Genomic DNA, 19,739 nt, shown 5'->3' on the forward strand with positions numbered 1-19,739 from the left:
CGGGGATTGCGTCCTCAATCGGGCTCAGGATCGTCCTTGAACTTCAGTTGCACATGTCGCCCTTCGCTGACGGTTCCATTCTTGGCGACGGCGAAGAGCAAATAGTCCCCGGCAATCGCAAGCCCTGGCAACGGCGGGGCCGTGACTTCCAGCTTGCCGCTGTTTTCCTTCGCGACCGGCAGCTTCACGTACCGGTTGCCCCAAGTCCAGTTGTGGGTGATCGGACCAGTACGAATCAGCGCAACCGATTCGACCTCGGCGCCGGAGACGTCCAGCTTGAACTTCTTGCCGTAGCGGATGCTGTTCGGGGATTTGTCGATGACCGGCTTCACACCCTTGAAGAAATAAGGTGGCTTGTAGAACTCGAGTACCGGGACGGCGGCATCCCGTTGTGCCTGGGTCTGGGGTGATCCTGGTATCAGGTTGACCCTGTTGCCTCCCATCACCCATACGCCACCATTGGGCATCAGTAGCGCAGTGGAATGGTCATGCCGGGGCACCGGCGAAGTGACCACGTCGGTCCTGCTGCCGTCGGCCGGATTGAACAGCTGATAGGCAAGGCTGTTCACGTTTCCATCGGCACCACCGACGACCAGCAGTTTCCCATCTGGCAGCGCGACCACATTGTTCTGCGTGGCCGGCAGGATGAGATTGCTGAGGGGCTTCCATTTTGGTGTCGGACTGGAGAAATTGATCGTTTCCGCAACCGCTGAAGCGGGTGTATTGCCGCCATCCGATCCGCCGAACAGGAACAGATCCTGCGACCAGGTGCCATTCGCGTTGATCGTCACCATCATGACGCCAGCGCCACTGTCATGGGCATTCTGGGCCGTATCCACATAGGTCCAATGGTTCTCTGCGGGCGTGGCGATCAGGGGGTCGGCGAGCGCGCCCTGGACATCGAGCAGGTAGGTCCTTCCGCTGTAGAAGAAGGGATCGTAGCCTCGAATATTCAACCCTCCAGGTTGTCCAGGCAGCGGTGGTACGACTTCGGAGGAGACGGCGACCTTCCAGTCTTTCTCGCCTGGTCCGGTCTGGACCACAAAAGCGCGGGGATACATCGGCAGCAGCTTCTTTGCATTTTCCAGCGCAACCGTCGTATCGGTCTTCGGATCGTACACTTCCGGCACGGCCTGCCGTACCTTGGTGGCGCTCGCATTGGCCGGCCCTACGCTGGTGTCCTGATCAGAGCCAGACAGGACCAGAATTCGCCCATCGGGCAGCGTCACGGCGCTCGGATACCAGCGTTGATACTTCAGGTCCGAGGAATGCGCTGGATCGGTATTGTTCTCATTCAGCGGATCGCAATGTGACAAGACTCCGGTCGGGTCCATTTCAAAGCCGGATCTGACGCATGGTATCGGTCTGCTTACCCATTGCTCGGTCTTGGGGTCGAATATGTTGACCTTCCTTCCGCCATTGTTGCCGCCCTTGTCATGTAGCCCGACTACGTAGATACGGCCATCAGTCCCGGACACGTGGCCATTACAGAACAGGTTATATCCCAGTCCCCTGGAGAAACCGGCATCCGAGAAGAACGGGTCGGTATAGCTAATGTCCGCGCTGGTCAGATCGGCGATAGCCGTCTTGGTGAATGTGCCGGTATTGATCAGGGACTGCAGTCCACAGACATCGACGATCTGGGCGTTTTCCCGTTCGAGGTCAGGGCTGTAGCGTGACCAGCCGCTCTCGTCGAGTTGGCCAAGTGAGAATCCGCCCTGTACCAGATCAATATATTTCTGGTTGAACCCAGGGAATCCACCGCCCTGCACCGGCGGATTGAGATAGTGCGTTGGCTTGTACTCCGATGGCCGCATCCAGATCAGCATCTTCGGACATTCTGCATACTTCTTGTTCCATATCAGCGAGGCATGGATGAAGTCCTTGTGGATCGGAATCAAGCCGCTGTTTTGTCCGCACACCGCCGCACCGGCGGCTGGACATTCAACTGCCGCCAAAGCGGGACCGGCGGATGCCGCAATCAGCAGAAAAGAACAAATTCCTGTCAACGCCAGCGACAGGGCTCGGTGAAAATTATCCATACGACCTCCTTTGAGGCCATCAACGCGAGAACAGGGGTTGGTGGTTTGTCGCATATCGTTTGTCTCGTTTGTCCTCCTTTCCGTCCATTCAGGTGGCGTCTCGACTGACTGGCACTTGTAGCCAGAACGGTGCCATGACCGCTATCTCGTTGATTCTTTTCGGAGATGTCGCCGTGAGAGAACGGCCGGAAAGCGCAAAGCGGAAAATCGGTTTCAGAGTTGAGACGGGCTGGTTGGGGGGACCGGCCTGATGGGAAGTGTTCCGGTCGCCAACGCGCCAGCCGGCCTGCGCCTGACAGCCGCAGCGCGGCCTATGCCCCGGCGTAACGCCGCGCCGCGCGCAGACTGTCGACCGACCACGCCCCAGCGCCGCGCGCGGCGAGCAGCAGCACCACGACAAGCAGCACCAGCGGATACTCCATTCCGCGATCGATCCACGCGAAATGCTGACGATGGATGTAGCAGATAACCGCCATCTGCACCGTCATCAACGCGGCCACGGGTCGCGTCAGCACCCCCGCTACCAGCATGGCGCCGCCAATCGTTTCCAACAGCGCCACCGCCAGCGCAATCTGCGGCGCCATCGGCAGGTGCAGCACGTTGGCGATCAGGTTGGTGGCGCCGGCCATCGGGTTGGCCATCGAGCCATGGCTGGTGCCGAGCAGCTTGGGCAGGCCGTGCGTCATCATGACGAGGCCGAACACGGCGCGCAGCAGCGCATAGGCCAGCGGTTCCAGGCGGGTCAGGCGCAGCGACAGCGATGTCGGCAGCGTCGCGGCAGTCCGCGGTTCAGGCGAGAGCTGGGTCATTTGGTTGCTCCAGGATTTCGAAAGATTGCAGCGACGCTTCAGGCCTGGCGCGGCTGTAGCGGCAGCGTGCGCAGCCGCTCGCCGGTGAGCGCGAACACGGCGTTGGCCACCGCCGCGGCAATGGGCGGCGTGCCGGGCTCGCCGACGCCGCCGGGCGCATCGGTGCCGGGCACGATATGCACGTCGATGCGCGGCATCTCCGGCATGCGCAGCACCGGGTAGTCGTGGAAATTGGAAGGCAGCGCAGCGCCGTCCTTCAGCGCAAGGTTGCCATATAGCGCCGCGCTCAGCCCGTAGACGATGGCGCCTTCCATCTGCGCGCGGATGTTGTCGGGATTGACGGCGATACCGCAGTCGATCGCGCACACCACGCGATGCACACGCAACGCGCCCTTGCTGACCGAAACTTCCACCGCCTGCGCGCAGAAGCTGCCGAACGATGCATGCACCGCCAGGCCATAGCCGCGGCCGCGCGCAGGCCTGCGTTGCCAGCCGAACTTGTCGGCCGCAAGCTCCAGCACGCGCAGGTGGCGCGGCTCGTCCTTCAGCAGCAGGCGGCGATAGGCCAGCGGATCCTTGCGCGCGGCGCGCGCCAGTTCGTCGACCATGCCCTCCATCACGAAACCGCTGTGGCTGTGGCCAACCGAGCGCCAGTACCAGACCGGGACGCTGGTGCGCGGCGAGTGCGCCTCGACGCGATGCGCGGGGCAGCGCGTCACATACGGAGAATCGGCTACACCCTCGACCGAGGTCTTGTGCACGCCCGGCGTATCCGGGTGGATCGATTGCCCGGCGATGCCATGGCGCCATGCCACCGGCAGTCCGGCCCGGTCCAGCCCCACCCGCACCCGGTGCACGAAGGCGGAGCGATAGTAGCCGCCGCGCATGTCATCCTCGCGCGACCAAACCGTCTTGACCGGAGCGCCCGCTGCCTTGGCCACGTGCACGGCCTCGCCGATAAAGTCCTGCACCGCCCGGCGCCCGAAACCGCCGCCGAGGAAGGTGGTATAGATGCGCACCTGCTCCGGCCTGAGCCCGGACACCTGCGCCGCGGTGCGCTGCGCCAGCGTCTGCATCTGCGTGCCGACCCAGACGTCGCAGCCCTCGGCACCCAGGCGCACCGTGCAATTGAGCGGCTCCATCGCCGCGTGCGCCAGGTAGGGCACGCGGTACTCACGCTCCACCACCTGCGCCGCGCCCCGCATGGCCACGGCCACGTCGCCGGCCTCCGCTGCCACCGGACCGGGCGCGCCCGCCAGCCGCGCGAATTCCTGCAACAGCCGGTCGCTGTCGGGTGCTGCGCCCGCGGCCGGCTCCCATTCGATCTTCAGCGCATCGCGACCCTGCCTGGCCGCCCAGTAGTGATCGGCGACCACCGCGACACCGCTTGGCACCTGCACCACCTGGCGCACGCCTCGCACCGCGCGCGCCGCCCCGTCGTCGACGCTGCGCACCCGCGCGCCAAACGTCGGCGCACGCGCCACCACGGCGGTCAGCAGCCCATCGAACTGCACGTCGATGCCGAATTGCGCGCGGCCAGTGAGCTTGGGCAGGTTGTCGAGGCGCCGTGCGCCCTTGCCGATCCACTTCCATTCGCCCGGCGCCTTCAGCGCGAGCGATGCGGCATCTGGCACCGCCAGCCGCCCGGCATCGTCGGCCAGCTCGCCATAGCGGATGCGCTGCGTGCCGTTGACGACCGCGCCAGTGTCGGTGCGCAGGCTCGCCGCCGGCACGTTGAGGCGCTGCGCCGCGGCCTGCAGCAGCATCGCCCGCGCCGCCGCGCCGGCTTGCCGGTAGCGCGTGAATTCAGTGCGAATGCTGGAGGAGCCGACCGTCGCCTGCATGCCGCCGATAGCGCTGTTGCCATAGGTCGGCGCCGCCGGTGCATGTTCAACGTGGATCCGCGACCAGTCCGCATCGAGCTCCTCGGCGATCAGCAGGGGCAGCGTGGTCCACACGCCCTGCCCCATTTCCGAATGGGCCAGCAGTACCGTGATGCTGTCGTCGGCACCGATGCGCAGGAAGGCATTGGGCGCAAACGTGGTGGTTGACACTGCAGCCTCGACGCCAGGCTGGCGACGCGCCACCGGCACGGTGAAGCCAATCACCAGGCCGCCGCCGAGCACGGCACCGGCCGCGAGGAACTTGCGCCGCGAGGGGTTGGAAAGTGCCTGCACGATCGCTCTCCCTCAGTGCCCGGCCAGCTCGGCGGCGCGATGCACGGCCGCGCGGATGCGCTGGTAGGTGCCGCAGCGGCAGATATTGCCAGCCATGGCCTCGTCAATCTGCGCGTCGGTGGGCGTGCGGGTCTGCTTCAACAGTGCCGCCGCCGACATCATCTGGCCGGACTGGCAGTAACCGCACTGAATCACATCCAACTCGGCCCAGGCCCTCTGCACCGGGTGGCTGCCATCCGGCGACAAACCCTCGATGGTGGTGATCGACTTGCCGGCCGCCGCCGACACCGGTAACACGCAGCTACGCTGCGGCGCGCCGTCCACATGCACGGTGCAGGCGCCGCATTGCGCCATGCCGCACCCGAACTTTGTGCCGGTAAGGCCCGCCAGGTCGCGCAACATCCACAGCAGCGGCATATTGGGATCGGCGTCGACGTCGTGATCCGTTCCGTTGATATTCAGCCTCATCGTCGGCTCCTTGAAATGGTCCGGGGCCGGCGCGGGCAAAGGGCCGCACGCCTTGAACCTGTGGGCGATTCTGCCCACGGCGGCAGGTCTCTACAATCCGCCGCGGATTGGCAGGACTATTCAGGGAAATCCAACAATGCGTCGCTGGGGCTGTTCGACTACCCAGTTCAAAGGGTCGCAGCCGGCGCTGCGGGTGCGCTCGTCTTCCCCTCTGTTCAAAGGGGGAGTTGGTGAACCCGGCCAGTCGCGCGAATTAGCCGGGCATCGATTTTGCTGGTCTATATTCCAATGGTGATTTTTTAATCGTCAGACAGTGTTCCCGCGTCGGGATCCGTGTGACGAGTATGTATCCGGTCACCGCTGGAGAGGCAACATGAGCGTCGTTCCTGAGCCGAGGGTCGCGGGCAGCACTTCGGCCCGAAGGAAAGCCCAAAGGAAAAATACTGGCGCCTCCCACCGGCACGTGTGGACCCGATACTGGGCCATTGCAAAACCTTATTGGTTCTCAAAGGAAAAATGGAAGGCCTCGGGCTTGCTGCTCCTGTTGGTCCTGCTGCTGCTGGGCCAAACCCAAACCGAAGTCCTGTTCATCGAGCAAACCGGCGAATTTACCTCGGCCCTGGCGGCACAAGACGCCGATCGCTTCTGGGCCTCGATCAGAAAATGTCTCTACATCCTGATCGTCGCCGTTCCCACCTACAGCTTTTACCATTTCGTGAGAAATAAACTGGGCCTTTTCTGGAGGCGCTGGTTGACCGATCACTATCTGGACGGATATTTCAAGGCCAGGACTTATTACAAACTCAATGCCAATGCCGCGATCGACAATCCGGATCAGCGGATCACCGAGGATATCAATACCTTCACGCGGCAATCCCTGTTTTTTCTTTCTATTGGCGTCGGCGCACTGCTGCAAATCATTGCATTCAGCGCAGTCTTGTGGTCGATCTCCAGGGAGCTGGTCTACTTTCTTGTTATCTATGCCATCGCCGGCACATTCGTAACCGTCTTTTTTTTCGGCCGCGTCATGATTGGCCTGAATTTCTATCAGTTAAAGCGGGAGGCGGATTTCCGGTTCAGCCTGATCCGGGTTCGTGAGAACGCCGAGTCCATTGCGTTCTATCGGGGTGAAGCGCTGGAGTCGTCCCATGTGCGGGGCCGTTTCGAACATGCCTTCCAGAACTTCAACAGACTCATTAACTGGCAGCTCAATCTGAGCCTGTTCCAGTATGCCTATAACTTCCTCACCATCGTACTGCCCAGTGCCATCGTCGCTTCACGCGTGCTTTCCGGCGAGCTCGAAGTCGGTCGCGCTATCCAGGCTGCTGCTGCATTTGCCGCCGTACTGAACGCATTGACCGTGGTCGTTGACAATTTTGAGGACCTGAGTCGATTCGTGGCGGGACTGGATCGACTGGACACATTCTCCGGCGCCTTGAACGGGATGGCAGCAGCCTCCCCCAGGCCAGCGGACAGGATCGAATCCGTCCTGGACTCCCGCCTGGCGCTGGAACATGTCACCTTGCAGACACCGAACCAGGAGCGAACGCTGGTCAACGACCTGACATTGTCGATCAACCCGGGAGAGGGACTTCTCATTGTCGGTGCCAGCGGCGGAGGAAAGAGTTCTCTGATGCGCGCGATCGCCGGATTGTGGAACAACGGCACGGGATGCATCGTGCGGCCAAGTCCGCAGGAAATGCTGTTCCTGCCGCAGCACCCTTACATGGTGGTGGGCAGCCTGCGCAGCCAGTTGCTATACCCGAACCACATCGGCCAGAAGGTACCTGACGAGGAACTTCTGCAGCTGTTGGAGATGATCAATCTGAAGGATATCGTTGGCCGGTTTGGCGGGCTGGACACGGAAGTGGACTGGGGCAAAGTGTTATCCCTCGGCGAGCAACAGCGACTCACGATCGGACGCGTATTACTCGCCAAACCGCGCTACGTGATGCTCGACGAGGCCACCAGCGCGCTGGACAGTGGCAATGAGGAAAGCATGTATATGCTGCTGGCCGACATGCAGGCGACGCTGGTCAGTGTCAGTCATCGGCCCACACTCCTGAGATTTCACCACCAGGTGCTGGAACTGCCCGGGAACGGGAATTGGTGGCTGCACCCGACCCGGGATTATCGCTTTGGGTGGTAGAGGTTCGCCAGGCCCGGAATCTCACGCTGACGACCTGCCCTACTGGCACGCCGCTGTCTTGGCGGAATACCCGAAAGAACGATTCGGGCGATCGCGCCTTGCGCGATCACGGAAACCATGAAACTTCGCCCTGGCGAGCGCAAACAGTGTCTTGATGCCTACCCAAGGATTCCGCAAGCACTGGCGTACCTGCTCGCTCCGCCTGACGCCTGTCACACACCATGTGCAGAAGTGTTCGCAGTTATTGGTCAGGAACTGATATTGGTCTTCGCCCAGGCGGGACTTCGCCCTTTGCACTACCTCGATTCCGGCATAAGCGGCATCCGGTTCAGCCTGGATTTTTATAGCCTTCCCTGCCGCAAAGGCGCGCAACGCTATGTATTCTATGGGGCGCCGTTTCGCCGAATGATCAAAGCCCCCGTAGTGAATGACCTGCCCACCGCCGACATAAATACCGTGGTGTGTGTAGCCATCCCGCTCGCTAATAAGATGGGCCCCAGCCTCGATAATGCGTTCTATGCTGGCCAACTCTGGCGAAGTCATGAGCCAATCAATATACAGAGTTTCCATGGCGAGCCGCTATTATCTTGAAAGCGATTTATTCAGTACCGCTGGTGAACCTCATGGACATACCCATCGAAGCGCTAATGACCCTTCCCCCGGAGTGAAGGCAAAGCGAGTGCCTCCGAGGAGGTTCCTCCTCGGGAAAAGTGTTCACCGCGCTCATTTCAGATTTGCATTGCGCCAGCTATTGCAGGCAATGCGGTGCAGCTCCGTCACCCCAGGGCTTTTGCGAGCGCACTGCGCGATCGCACCGGCCATGAGACAAGGGTAGGCGCGCAGGCGCAACAAACCCATTCTACGGACGGGTAGTGCTGCCCCTACATAGGCTTCGAACGCTCATACTCGGGTATAAGCCGCGGGACCGGGGCACGTACCGCAAGGTGTCGGTCGAGCGGTTTGAGGCCAGGACGTAACTTTGCTTCTCGCTTTTTTGTCGTGCGCTGGCACCCAAAAGAAAACCCGCGGCCAGGCCGCGGGTTTCATTCCTGCTTACTTATTGAGGGACTCAGACTTCCTCATACAACGGCAGCGTCAGGAACTCGGCAAAATCCTCCGACGTAGACATCTGCTCAAAAATCTCGGCAGCCCGGTCATACGTCTTGGTATCGCCACCAACCAGTTCCTTCACCTTGGCCAGCTCTTCCGGAATCAGCTTGCGCACCAGCTCAGCCGTCACCTTGGTGCCGTCTTCCAGCTTGCCCTTCGGCGACCGAATCCACTGCCACACCTGCGAGCGCGAAATCTCGGCGGTGGCGGCGTCTTCCATCAGGTTGTGGATCGGCACGCAACCGTTGCCGTCCAGCCAGGCGCCCAGGTAGTGGATGCCGACGTTGATGTTCATGCGCAGGCCGTGCTCGGTAATCGGCGTTTCCGGCTTGAAGTCGAGCAGGTCCGCGCCCTTCACCTGCACGTCCGGGCGTTGCTTCTCGAACTGGTTGGGCTTGTCGCCCAGCACCGCGACGAATTCCTTCATCGCCGGCTCGACCAGGCCCGGGTGGGCCACCCAGCCGCCGTCGTAGCCGTCGGTGGCATCGCGGCGCTTGTCGCTGATGATGCCTTCCATGGCGATGGCGTTCTTCTCCGGATCGTTCTTGATCGGGATCAGCGCGCTCATGCCGCCGATGGCGGGAGCGCCGCGCTGGTGGCAGGTCTTGAGCAGCAGCAGCGCATAGGCACGCATGAACGGCGCGGTCATGGTGACCTTGGCACGGTCGGCCAGGCAGAAGTCCTTGTCGTTCTTGAACTTCTTGATGCACGAGAAGATGTAGTCCCAGCGGCCGGCGTTCAGGCCAGCGCTGTGCTCGCGCAGTTCATACAGGATCTCTTCCATCTCGAACGCGGCCAGGATGGTCTCGATCAGCACGGTGGCCTTGATGGTGCCTTGCGGCAGGCCGATCTCGTTCTGCGCCATCACGAAAATGTCGTTCCACAGACGCGCCTCCAGATGGCTTTCCATCTTGGGCAGGTAGAAGAACGGGCCGGCGCCGCGGGCGATCTGCTCCTTGGCGTTGTGGAACAGGAACAGCGCGAAGTCGAAGATGCCGCCCGAGATGCGCTTGCCGTCGATGGTGACGTGCTTTTCATCCAGGTGCCAGCCGCGCGGACGCACCTGCAGCGTGGCGATCTTGTCGTTCAGCTTGTACTGCTTGCCCTTGGATTCCAGGGTCAGCGTGCGGCGCACGGCGGCCTTCAGGTTGACCTGGCCTTGCAGCTGGTTGTGCCAGTTCGGGGTGTTGGAATCCTCGAAGTCGGTCATGTAGCTGTCAGCGCCCGAGTTGAAGGCGTTGATGACCATCTTGGCTTCGACCGGACCGGTGATTTCCACGCGGCGGCATTCCAGCGCCTTGGGCACCGGGGCCACCTTCCAGTCGCCTTCGCGGATGTTCCTGGTTTCCGGCAGGAAGTCGGGGATTTCGCCGGCGTCCAGGCGCTTTGCGCGTGCCACGCGTGCGGCCAGCAGTTCCTGGCGGCGCGGCTCGAAGGCGCGGTGCAGCTTGTCTACCAGGGCCAGGGCTTCCGGCGTGAGGATATCTTCGTAGGCCGGCAGGATTTCGCCGGTAATCTTCATGCCCGCGGGCAGCGTGATAGCCATCAGTGTTCTCCTGTAAACGATAGCGATAGCTTGGTTATTGGGGGGCCTGCTACACCGCCACGCCATGGGCGCGGACGAACTCAAGCAGGTCATTCATGTCGTGCCCGGTGCCGGAGGGGGCTACGTCGAGCCGCTCCGCCGGATGGCCGGCACGGTTGATCCAGAAGGTGGTGTAGCCGTACCAGGTGGCGCCGCACGCGTCCCAGCCGTTGGACGAGACAAAGAGCATCTCTTGCGCGTCCAGGCCGAACGCCAGTGGTCCCAGTGCGTACGCAGCGGGCGCGGTCTTGTACTGGCGCACGGCGTCCACCGACAGCACGTGGTCGAAGAGCCCGGCCATGCCGGCGCTCTTGACCGAGATGTCGAGCATCTCGGCATTGCCATTCGACAGGATGCCCAGCGGCAGTCCGGCGCGGCGCAGGCGCTTGAGCGCGCCCAGGTTCTCCGGGAAGGCCGACAGGCAGGCGTATTCCTTCAGCAGCTGCGCTTCGGCGGCCTCGTTCAGCGCCAGGTTCAGGCGCTCGGCCGCATAGCGCAGCGCGTCCACGGTGATCGCCCAGAAGGGCTTGTAGCGCGCGCCGTCGGGCGCGGCCATGGTGCGGATGCGGGTGTAGTCAATCTGGCGGTCGCGCCACAGTAGCGCCAGCGCCTCGCCGCGGCCCGGGAACAGTTGTTCCGCGCGCGCGGTGACGGAATACACGTCGAACAGCGTGCCGTAGGCATCGAAGACGACTGCGCGGATCTTGTTCATAGGGGCTGGGGCAACCGAATGTCTCTGGCAGGACCACAACTGCGTGGCCCTGTACACCGATGGATGCATGGCATTGTAGGGAGACGCTGCAGTGCGGCAAAGGTGCCCCGGGTCACTTGATCTTTTACTTTTGCACCACTAATCTTGGCTGACTAAAACGATACTCCGCACCAAATCCTCCTCATTGCCGGCCGCACGGGCGCAGAATACCTGTCCACGTGATCGTGCCCGCACAATCAGTGCAACCCCGGGCGAACATTCGTGGACCATTTCAAGCAACTGGAGACTTTTGTATCCGTCGCCTCGCGCGGCAGTTTGTCGGCGGCGGCCGCCGCCGAAGGCGTGGCGCCGGCCATTATCGGGCGGCGCATCGATGCGCTGGAGGAGCGCCTGGGCGTCAAGTTGCTGGTACGCACCACGCGCAAGATCAGCCTGACCTTCGAGGGCTCGGCCTTCCTGGAGGACTGCCAGCGCATCCTGAACGACTTGCACAATGCCGAGGCCAGCGTGTCCGCCGGCGGCGTCAAGGCCAGCGGACACCTGCGCGTGACCGCGCCGGCGGGTTATGGCCGCAAGCACGTGGCGCCGCTGGTGCCGCTGTTTATTGAGTCGCACCCGGATGTGAGCATCACGCTGGACCTGTCGGACCGCGTGGTCGACCTGGTCAATGAAGGCTTCGACTGCGCCATCCGGCTGGGCGACCTGCCCGACTCCAGCCTGGTGTCGATCCGGCTGGCCGAGACGCGCCGCGTGGTGGTGGCCTCACCCGATTACCTGGCGCGCGCGGGCCGCCCGAAGACGCCCGAGGACCTGCAACGCCACAATTGTCTTGCCTTTGGCGCCAGCGCCAACGTGCAGCGCGGCTGGGTGTTCCAGGAGGACGGCCGCGCGGTCACGGTCAAGGTGGGCGGGACCATGGAATGCAGCGACGGCGCCGTACTGCATGAGTGGTGCCTGCAGGGCAACGGGCTGGCCTGGCGTTCGTGGTGGGAAGTGGGCCGCGAAATCGCCACCGGGCGGCTGGTGACGGTGCTGGACGACTTCCAGGCGCCGCCGATCGGCATCCACGCGGTGTTCCCGCAGCGCAAGCACTTGCCGCTGCGCGTGCGGCTGTTTATTGACCACCTGAAGAACACCTATGGCAACCCGGCCTACTGGCGCCGGGCCGAGCAGGCGCTGGTCGTGCCCACGGACGTAGCGCTGGCGGAATGAAGGCGGCGGCTCGTGTGCGCTGAGACACTTTGTTGCCGTTGATATTGCGCAATGCCCTACTCGGCACACTGACTACAATGGATTCGAGACAGGCGCATTCCCGGCGCCGCGGCACCCCCGATGCCGCCCCGCTGCCTGCCCAGATCCCTAGTCAGCAAAGGAGCCCCGCATGTTCCAACACATCCTGTTACCCACCGACGGCTCGGAACTCTCCAAGAAAGCCATCAACGGCGGGCTGGAGCTCGCCAAGGCCATCGGCGCGCGCGTCACGGCCTATGTCTGCCTGGAGGAATATCCGTACACCCCGTTCAGCGAAATCGTGGTCGAGGCGCCGCAGGCCTTCAAGGACCGCATCGAGAACCAGGCCAAGCTTTACCTGAAGGAAGTCGAGAACCTGGCCACCACGGCCGGCGTGACCTTTGACGCCGACATGTCGACCTTTGCCGTACCCTACCTCGGCATCATCGACGCGGCCGAGCGCCATGGCTGCGACGTGATCTTCATGGCCTCGCACGGGCGGCGCGGGCTGTCGGGCCTGCTGCTCGGCAGCGAGACGCAGAAGGTGCTGACGCATACCGACATCCCGGTGATCGTCTATCGCTGAGCCCGCGCGCAGCGCCTATGAACTGCCCCAGGAGCTGAAGCCCGACTCTTGGGGCGTTTTCCTTTCAGGTCCAGCGTCAAAAGGGGAAGCGCTGAGGCCATGCTTTCGAATTGCGAGCATCAGTACTGGTGCAACCCGGCGGCCACCGCCGCGGTATGGAACGCGGTGGGCTTGTCGATCAGGCTCCCTCTTCCCACCGTAGGTGCTGCGGTGACTAGCAGGGCACCGTCACCCTGCAGCAACACCTCTATTTAGAGGGATGCGCGATTGCACGCCATGTACGACCATCCCCAACGGGCGGTTCCGCGACACGCCCACTGCGATTCATAGCCCTCGCCTACCCTGGCCGAGGGCTTTTCTTTTGTCGGACGGCGCCTGATACCGTCCCCGATCTCCCCAGCAGAGACGGGGGCAATGTTTCGTCTCCGTGGCTGTGCACTATTGCCCATTCCACCAATCCGCCAAAGCGCTCTCCGGCCCAGGACGAGGGCTTTTTCTTGGGGAAGCACAAACACCCTTGCCATTCCGCGAAAGCACGTACGCATCCCTCTATTTAGCAGGATGACGGCCCCGTACCCCCACCCTACGCTGAAAGCGTGTGGCGGATCCCCCGGTGCGCCGCGCAATTGCGCCCCGCCGCCGACTTGCCTAGGCGGCGGGGTGCTACTACGACTTGGTTGGCCACGCCCGCACCGTCGTCCTATGCCGCGCAGCACACCCGGCCAGCGCACTTGGCAGCGATCCCATCACCCACACTTGCCAGGCATCGTAATCGGCCTCATTCGGAGCATCGGGCACCGCGCACGGCACGCAGAGGATGCGGCGACCTTCCACAAAATCCTCAGCCTGTGCATGGAACAGGGCGGCATCGACACCAAGGCGCTGCTTGGCCACATGACGGATGCGATGGCGGATCTGTACGCGAACTCGCGCGGGCTGGAACCGATCAAAGTGCGCATCAATGCCGCATAGGTTTTGAACGAATTTTGAACACTTGTTGAACAGCTACCCGCTAACCCGCCCCAGCATTAGGAAACAAAAAAACCGCGCCGTCCCTGAGAGAGAACGGCGCGGCGCCTAAAGCAGAAGACGTGATGGTCGCACGCCTTCCATACCGCCGGGCCCCACGACCCGGCGGAGGTGACCAGGAGAGTCAGGCCACTTTCTTGTCTTCGAAGAACTGCTCGTCTTCGGTAGAACCCTTCAGCGCGGTCGTCGACGACTGGCCGCCTTCGATGGTCTGGGTCACGGCGTCGAAGTAGCCGGTGCCGACTTCGCGCTGGTGCTTGACCGCGGTGAAGCCCTTCTCGGCTGCCTTGAACTCGGCTTCCTGCAGTTCCACGAACGCGCTCATCTGGTTGCGGGCGTAGCCGTAGGCCAGGTTGAACATCGAGTAGTTCAGCGAGTGGAAGCCGGCCAGCGTGATGAACTGGAACTTGTAGCCCATTGCGCCCAGTTCCTTCTGGAACTTGGCGATGGTGGCATCGTCCAGGTTCTTCTTCCAGTTGAACGACGGCGAGCAGTTGTAGGCCAGCATCTTGCCCGGGAACTTGGCGTGCACGGCTTCGGCGAACTTCTTGGCGAACTCGAGGTCCGGCTTGCCGGTTTCGCACCACACCAGGTCAGCCACTTCAGCGTAGGCCAGGGCGCGCGAGATCGACTGATCCAGGCCGTTGCGCACGCGGTAGAAACCTTCCACGGTGCGCTCGCCGGTGCAGAACGGCTTGTCGTTCTCGTCCACGTCCGAGGTCAGCAGGTCGGCGGCCTCGGCGTCGGTACGGGCGATCACAAGGGTCGGCACGCCCGAGACGTCGGCGGCCAGGCGGGCAGCGGTCAGCTTGGCGACGGCTTCGCGGGTCGGCACCAGCACCTTACCGCCCATATGGCCGCACTTCTTCACCGAAGCGAGTTGGTCTTCGAAGTGAACGCCGGCGGCGCCCGCTTCGATCATGGACTTCATCAGTTCGAATGCGTTCAGCACGCCGCCAAAGCCGGCTTCCGCGTCAGCCACGATCGGGGCGAAGAAGTCGGTGTCGCCCTTGCCTTCGCTCCACTGGATCTGGTCGGCGCGCTGGAAGGTGTTGTTGATGCGCTTGACGACTTGCGGCACCGAGTTGGCGGGGTACAGCGACTGGTCAGGGTACATTTCACCGGCCAGGTTGGCGTCGCCGGCGACTTGCCAGCCCGACAGGTAGATGGCCTTCAGGCCGGCCTTCACTTGCTGCATGGCCTGGTTGCCGGTCAGCGCGCCCAGCGAGTTGACGAACGGCTCGGTGTGCAGCAGGTTCCACAGCTTTTCGGAGCCGCGGCGGGCCAGGGTGTGTTCGACCTGGACCGAACCACGCAGGCGCACGACATCTTCGGCGGTGAAGTTGCGCTTGATACCCTTCCAGCGGGGATTGGTATCCCAGTCTTTTTGCAGGGCCTGGATCTGTTCTTGGCGGTTCATGGTCACTCTCCTGAAGCTGTTTTGGGGATGGCTGAGAATCACTTGATCACCTGGCCTGACCGCGCTGCCGTGGGGCTGTATTTCGCGTCTCAAGTCATGTGTCTTATATAAGAGTGTAGGGAATGCTCCCGCGTCGCAACAAGCCCGATATGCAGTTGATGCTTAGTTTTTTTGTTATTTAAATTCAATAACTTGCAGAATTTATTTCACGATGCGGGACATAGTCTTTCATCATGAGAAATGCCGTTGTGCTCTGCAAACCATGTATTTTTGCGGTCCAAAACAGCTTTCCACATCGTGAAAAATAGCCGTTTGCGCCACACGTGAGCCCGTGAGGCTCAGAAAAAGCAAAACGGCGCCGCAAGGGCGCCGTTTGTCTGGGGGAACCAGCCGGATCAGGCCGCAGCCGTATCGCGCGCGCGCCGATACGCAACCCAGTCGCCGCCGTCGATGCGTGGCAACGCCGCGACCGCCGCATCGGACACCGGATAAAGGAGGCAGGTCACGGCATGCCCGCCGTGCAATACGTCCCGCTCCTCGCGCACGAACAGCGTGGCCTGGCCGGGATAGACCTCCTCGATCTCGTCCAGCACCGGCACAAGTGCGTCGGCCACATCGTAGATATCGCCCACTACCGGGCCGGCGTTGTCATCCAGTACCAACCCTGGATAGCTGCCGAAGTCATACAGCCTGCCCGCCACCGTGGCCGTGCCCAGCAACGTGGGCGCGGCAATGCCGTGACGCTGCGCGGCGGCGTTCAGGTCATTGACCTCGCCCGCTCGCAGCGTGCCGTAGACAAAGACGCGCGGCATGCTCAGCCCTCCAGCTTTTCGTCCGAGACCAGCACGCCATCGGCGTCGGCATAGATCCAGTTGCCGGGGCGCACGACGGCGCCAGGCATCTGTACCGTGACGTCACTTTCGCCGATATTGCGCTTCTGGCTCTTCTGCGGATGCGCGGCGAGCGCGCGGATGCCGATATCGCACACGTCCAGCTCGGCGGTATCGCGGATGCAGCCGTTGACGACGATGCCAACCCAGCCATTCTTCTCGGCCAGAACACCGAGGTTGCCGCCGACCAGCGCGCAGCGCTGCGAGCCGCCGCCGTCGATCACCAGCACCCTGCCCTGGCCCGGCGCTTCCAGCACAGTCCGCACCAGCGAGTTGTCTTCGAACACCTTCAGCGTGGCCGCGGGGCCGGCAAAGGCGCCTTGCTTGCCGAAGGCACGGAACACCGGCGCCATGACGCGCAGAGTGCCGGCTGCAAGGCGGTCTTCATGCGCGTCGCACAGGTCGGTGGTGACAGGCTTCATCGATGGTCTCCTGATGGGATGGAAAGAATTCTGTGGGGCCGCCTCAGGCCTTCTGGCTGGCAAGCGCCTGCGCGCGGATCTCGCTCAGCGTGGTGCGCGGCGTGATCACGTCCGGGTCGACGCGGATCTCGATCAGCGTCGAGACCGGCGCGGCCAGCGCCTCGCGCAGCGCGGGCGCGAAGGCTTCGGTGGTGGTCACGATCTCGCCGCGCGCGCCATAGGCGCGTGCCAGCGCGGCAAAGTCCGGGTTATGCAGTTCGGTGCCCAATACATGGCCGGGGTACTCGCGCTCCTGGTGCATGCGGATGGTGCCGTACATGCCGTTGTTGACGACGATAAACACCACCGGTGCCTGGTATTGCATCGACGTGGCCAGTTCCTGGCCATTCATCAGGAAGCAGCCGTCGCCGGCAAGCGCAACCACGGTTCGCTGCGGGAAGGCGATCTTGGCGCCGATCGCGGCCGGCACGCCGTAGCCCATCGCACCGCTGGTCGGGGCCAGCTGGCCGCGCGCGCCGCTCACATACGGGCGGTAGTGGAAATAGCGGTGCAGCCAGCCTGCATAGTTGCCGGCACCGTTGGTCACCACCGCATCGGCCGGCAGCATCTGGTCCAGCGTGCGGATCACCTCGGCCATGTCGACGCCCTGCCCCGTGAACGCCGGGGGCTGCAGGTAGCGTTCATAGTCGGCATGCGCGGCCTCCGTCCAGGCCTTCCAGCGCGGCGTGGCGGCCGGCTGCAGGACGGCGAGGCGCGCGGCGATGGCGGGCATCGACGCGTGGATCATCAGGTCGGCCTGGTAGACGCTGCCCAGTTCCTCCGCGCCGGCATGCACGTGGATCAGCGTCTGCGCCGGCCGCGGCGCGGCGAGCAGCGAATAGCCGCCGGTGGTCATCTCGCCCAGCCGCGGGCCGATTGCCAGCACCAGGTCGGCATTGCGAATGCGCTCGGCCAGCGCCGGGTTGATGCCGATGCCGACATCGCCGGCGTAGTTGGGATGGCGGTTGTCGAACAGGTCCTGGCCGCGGAAGGCGCAGCCGACCGGCAGCGAGAAACGTTCGGCAAAGGCCTGCAGGTCGGCGCACGCCTGCGGCGTCCAGCCGCTGCCGCCGGCCAGCACGAAGGGGCGCTCGGCGGCATTGAGCATGTCGGTGAGCCGCGCCAGGTCGGCCTCGCCCGGCCAGCTCATCACGCGCTGGTAGGCGCGCAGCTGCGGCACGGTGGCGGTCTGCGCCAGCATGTCTTCCGGCAGCGCCAGCACCACCGGCCCCGGGCGGCCCGAGGTGGCGGTCTGGTAGGCGCGTGCGATGTATTCGGGGATGCGTTCGACGCGGTCAATCTGCGCCACCCACTTGGCCATCTGGCCGAACATGCGGCGGTAGTCGATCTCCTGGAAGGCCTCGCGGTCCATGAAGTCGGTGCCGACCTGGCCGATAAACAGGATCATCGGCGTCGAGTCCTGGAAGGCCGTGTGCACGCCGATGCTGGCATTGGTGGCGCCGGGCCCGCGCGTGCAGAAGGCCAGCCCGGGGCGGCCGGTCAGCTTGCCGTAGGCCTCGGCCATCACCGCGGCCCCGCCCTCCTGGCGGCAGACGATGAAGCGGATCTGGTCGCGGCGGCGGTGGAAGCCGTCGAGCACCGCCAGATAGCTTTCACCCGGCACGCCGAAGGCCAGCTCGGCGCCGTGCGCCAGCAGCGCATCGACCAGGATATGGCCGCCCGGCAGTGGCGTGTCGCGATCGGAACCGTCTTGCTGGGGGGAAGTGGCCGGCGTCAATGACATGGAAGCGTCCTCAGGCAAACGAATTCGGAAAGCGGTGCGCGGGTGCGCCGCGGTCGTCGCTAGGCAGCCGCCGCCGCGCCACGGCGCGAGCGGTTGCCGTTGCCCACGGTCACCGCGGTGAAGATCGACAGCAGCTGGAAGCCGCCGATCATGAAGAAAACCCAGGCCGGCAGGCGCGCGTCCATCAGCGCGCCGAAGAACAGCGGGCCGCTGGCCAGGCCGATATCGAGCCCGGAATAGACCACGCCATAGACGCGCCCGGTGGCGCCCGCGGGCGCGGCCGCACGCACCAGCAGGTCGCGCGAGGGTCCTGCGGTACCGGCGCCAAAGCCGATCAGGCCCATCAGCACCGGCACCAGCAGCCCCGGCACCACGTTCAGCCCGACCAGCACCGCCAGCAGGCCCGACACGGTGAAGCTGACCGCGATCAGGCGGTCATGGTTGCTGGTGCGGCTGGCGGCAAAGCCGCCGACGATCATGCCGCCGGCGCTGCACAGCATGTAGATGGTATAGGAGGCAGTGGCCAGCGTGAACGGCATGCCGTACAGGTAGGTCAGCGCGGTAGGCGCAAAGCTCTGGATACCGGCGGCCGAGAACGTGGTCAGCAGGAAGAAGGCCCAGCACACCCACACCTGCGGCAAGCGCAGAAAGCCCAGCAGGCTGCCGCCGGCGGCCTTGGCCGCGGACCGGGCCACGGCGCCGTGCACTTCGCGCGGGTCCAGCACATGGCGCAGCACCACCAATACGGCCAGCACGATAAAGGCCACCGCAGAGGCCGCCGCCAGCGCCACGCGCCAGCTGGCGAGATTGGCGATTGTGACCAGGAACAGCGGCGCCGCGGCCCACCCGAGATTGCCGGAAATGCCGTGCACCGAAAACGCATGGCCCAGCCGCGGCTGCGACACATGCTTGTTCAGCAGCGTGAAGTCGGCTGGATGGAACACGCCGTTGCCCAGTCCCGCCACCGCCGCGCCGAACAGCAGCGCGGCGTAGCCCCCGCTGGTCGACAACAGCAATGCCGCGGTGCCCAGGAAGGCCAGGCCGGCGAACAGCACGGGCCGGGCGCCGAAGCGGTCCACGACGAAGCCCGAGGCCGTCTGCACCACCGCCGACACGGCAAAGAACACCGTCATCAGCAAACCCAGTTCGGCGTAGCTCAGGCCGAATTCCGCCTTGATCCACGGGAACAGCGGCGCCAGCAGAAGGTGATAGAAGTGCGAGACCCCGTGCGCCAGCCCCACCAGCCCGATCACCTGGGCGTCATGACGAAGGGAATTGCGAGTGGGATCGAGTGCGGCGGTGGACATGGTGCTGGCGGTTGGTGGCT

Annotated in this window: 16 protein-coding genes; 4 read left to right on the plus strand and 12 right to left on the minus strand. The window is 63.8% G+C overall.

Annotated elements, in window-relative coordinates; all coding sequences use genetic code 11:
* Positions 1-14 precede the first annotated feature (14 nt).
* From AC10V3_RS12705 to AC10V3_RS12720, 4 genes are all read right to left on the minus strand, one after another.
* Positions 15-2,042 carry a galactose oxidase early set domain-containing protein gene (locus tag AC10V3_RS12705; protein WP_349609230.1) on the minus strand — a complete coding sequence of 676 codons (2,028 nt, stop codon included), beginning with the start codon at positions 2,040-2,042 and terminating at the stop codon, positions 15-17.
* A gap of 311 nt (positions 2,043-2,353) precedes the next feature.
* On the minus strand, positions 2,354-2,851 hold the full coding sequence (locus tag AC10V3_RS12710) for a DoxX family protein (protein ID WP_022535623.1): 498 nt from the start codon (positions 2,849-2,851) through the stop codon (positions 2,354-2,356).
* A gap of 38 nt (positions 2,852-2,889) precedes the next feature.
* Positions 2,890-5,028: a xanthine dehydrogenase family protein molybdopterin-binding subunit gene (locus AC10V3_RS12715; protein ID WP_022535624.1), complete on the minus strand. Its 2,139-nt coding sequence runs from the start codon at positions 5,026-5,028 to the stop codon at positions 2,890-2,892.
* A 12-nt stretch (positions 5,029-5,040) separates the two neighbouring features.
* Positions 5,041-5,496 carry a (2Fe-2S)-binding protein gene (locus AC10V3_RS12720; protein WP_022535625.1) on the minus strand — a complete coding sequence of 152 codons (456 nt, stop codon included), beginning with the start codon at positions 5,494-5,496 and terminating at the stop codon, positions 5,041-5,043.
* A 373-nt stretch (positions 5,497-5,869) separates the two neighbouring features.
* Here AC10V3_RS12720 and AC10V3_RS12725 point away from each other — a divergent pair, with 373 nt between their 5' ends.
* Entirely contained in the window at positions 5,870-7,645 is a 1,776-nt protein-coding gene (locus AC10V3_RS12725) for an ABC transporter ATP-binding protein/permease (RefSeq protein WP_022535626.1), read from the plus strand.
* A 39-nt stretch (positions 7,646-7,684) separates the two neighbouring features.
* Here AC10V3_RS12725 and AC10V3_RS12730 read toward each other — a convergent pair whose 3' ends face one another.
* The 3 genes from AC10V3_RS12730 to AC10V3_RS12740 form a co-directional block, all read right to left on the minus strand.
* On the minus strand, positions 7,685-8,215 hold the full coding sequence (locus tag AC10V3_RS12730; protein ID WP_022535627.1) for a lecithin retinol acyltransferase family protein: 531 nt from the start codon (positions 8,213-8,215) through the stop codon (positions 7,685-7,687).
* 499 nt (positions 8,216-8,714) lie between these two features.
* Positions 8,715-10,301, minus strand: a complete 1,587-nt coding sequence (gene aceB, locus AC10V3_RS12735) for a malate synthase A (RefSeq protein WP_349609227.1) — start codon at positions 10,299-10,301, stop codon at positions 8,715-8,717.
* Between the two features lie 49 nt (positions 10,302-10,350).
* The gene (locus tag AC10V3_RS12740; protein WP_022535629.1) at positions 10,351-11,052 is read right to left on the minus strand and encodes a haloacid dehalogenase type II; all 702 of its coding nucleotides are present in this window, start codon (positions 11,050-11,052) and stop codon (positions 10,351-10,353) included.
* A 261-nt stretch (positions 11,053-11,313) separates the two neighbouring features.
* On the opposite strand from AC10V3_RS12740, the gene AC10V3_RS12745 reads away from it, so the two are divergent.
* The 3 genes from AC10V3_RS12745 (at position 11,314) to AC10V3_RS12755 (ending at position 13,840) form a co-directional block, all read left to right on the plus strand.
* Entirely contained in the window at positions 11,314-12,264 is a 951-nt protein-coding gene (locus AC10V3_RS12745; protein ID WP_022535630.1) for a LysR family transcriptional regulator, read from the plus strand.
* Between the two features lie 169 nt (positions 12,265-12,433).
* On the plus strand, positions 12,434-12,868 hold the full coding sequence (locus AC10V3_RS12750; RefSeq protein ID WP_022535631.1) for a universal stress protein: 435 nt from the start codon (positions 12,434-12,436) through the stop codon (positions 12,866-12,868).
* A gap of 702 nt (positions 12,869-13,570) precedes the next feature.
* On the plus strand, positions 13,571-13,840 hold the full coding sequence (locus tag AC10V3_RS12755; RefSeq protein ID WP_490922293.1) for a hypothetical protein: 270 nt from the start codon (positions 13,571-13,573) through the stop codon (positions 13,838-13,840).
* 181 nt (positions 13,841-14,021) lie between these two features.
* Here AC10V3_RS12755 and aceA read toward each other — a convergent pair whose 3' ends face one another.
* The 5 genes from aceA to AC10V3_RS12780 all read right to left on the minus strand — a co-directional run bounded on the left by aceA (position 14,022) and on the right by AC10V3_RS12780 (position 19,719).
* Positions 14,022-15,317, minus strand: coding sequence for an isocitrate lyase (aceA, locus tag AC10V3_RS12760; protein ID WP_022535633.1), 1,296 nt, complete (start codon positions 15,315-15,317; stop codon positions 14,022-14,024).
* Positions 15,318-15,712: 395 nt separating this feature from the next.
* On the minus strand, positions 15,713-16,129 hold the full coding sequence (locus AC10V3_RS12765) for a gamma-glutamylcyclotransferase family protein (RefSeq protein WP_022535634.1): 417 nt from the start codon (positions 16,127-16,129) through the stop codon (positions 15,713-15,715).
* Between the two features lie 2 nt (positions 16,130-16,131).
* Positions 16,132-16,629: a ribonuclease E activity regulator RraA gene (rraA, locus tag AC10V3_RS12770; protein ID WP_022535635.1), complete on the minus strand. Its 498-nt coding sequence runs from the start codon at positions 16,627-16,629 to the stop codon at positions 16,132-16,134.
* A 43-nt stretch (positions 16,630-16,672) separates the two neighbouring features.
* Entirely contained in the window at positions 16,673-18,412 is a 1,740-nt protein-coding gene (locus AC10V3_RS12775) for a thiamine pyrophosphate-binding protein (protein WP_022535636.1), read from the minus strand.
* A 59-nt stretch (positions 18,413-18,471) separates the two neighbouring features.
* Positions 18,472-19,719 carry an MFS transporter gene (locus tag AC10V3_RS12780; protein ID WP_490922295.1) on the minus strand — a complete coding sequence of 416 codons (1,248 nt, stop codon included), beginning with the start codon at positions 19,717-19,719 and terminating at the stop codon, positions 18,472-18,474.
* Between the last annotated feature and the right edge of the window lie 20 nt (positions 19,720-19,739).

Source organism: Cupriavidus sp. PB-02 (assembly GCF_058252315.1).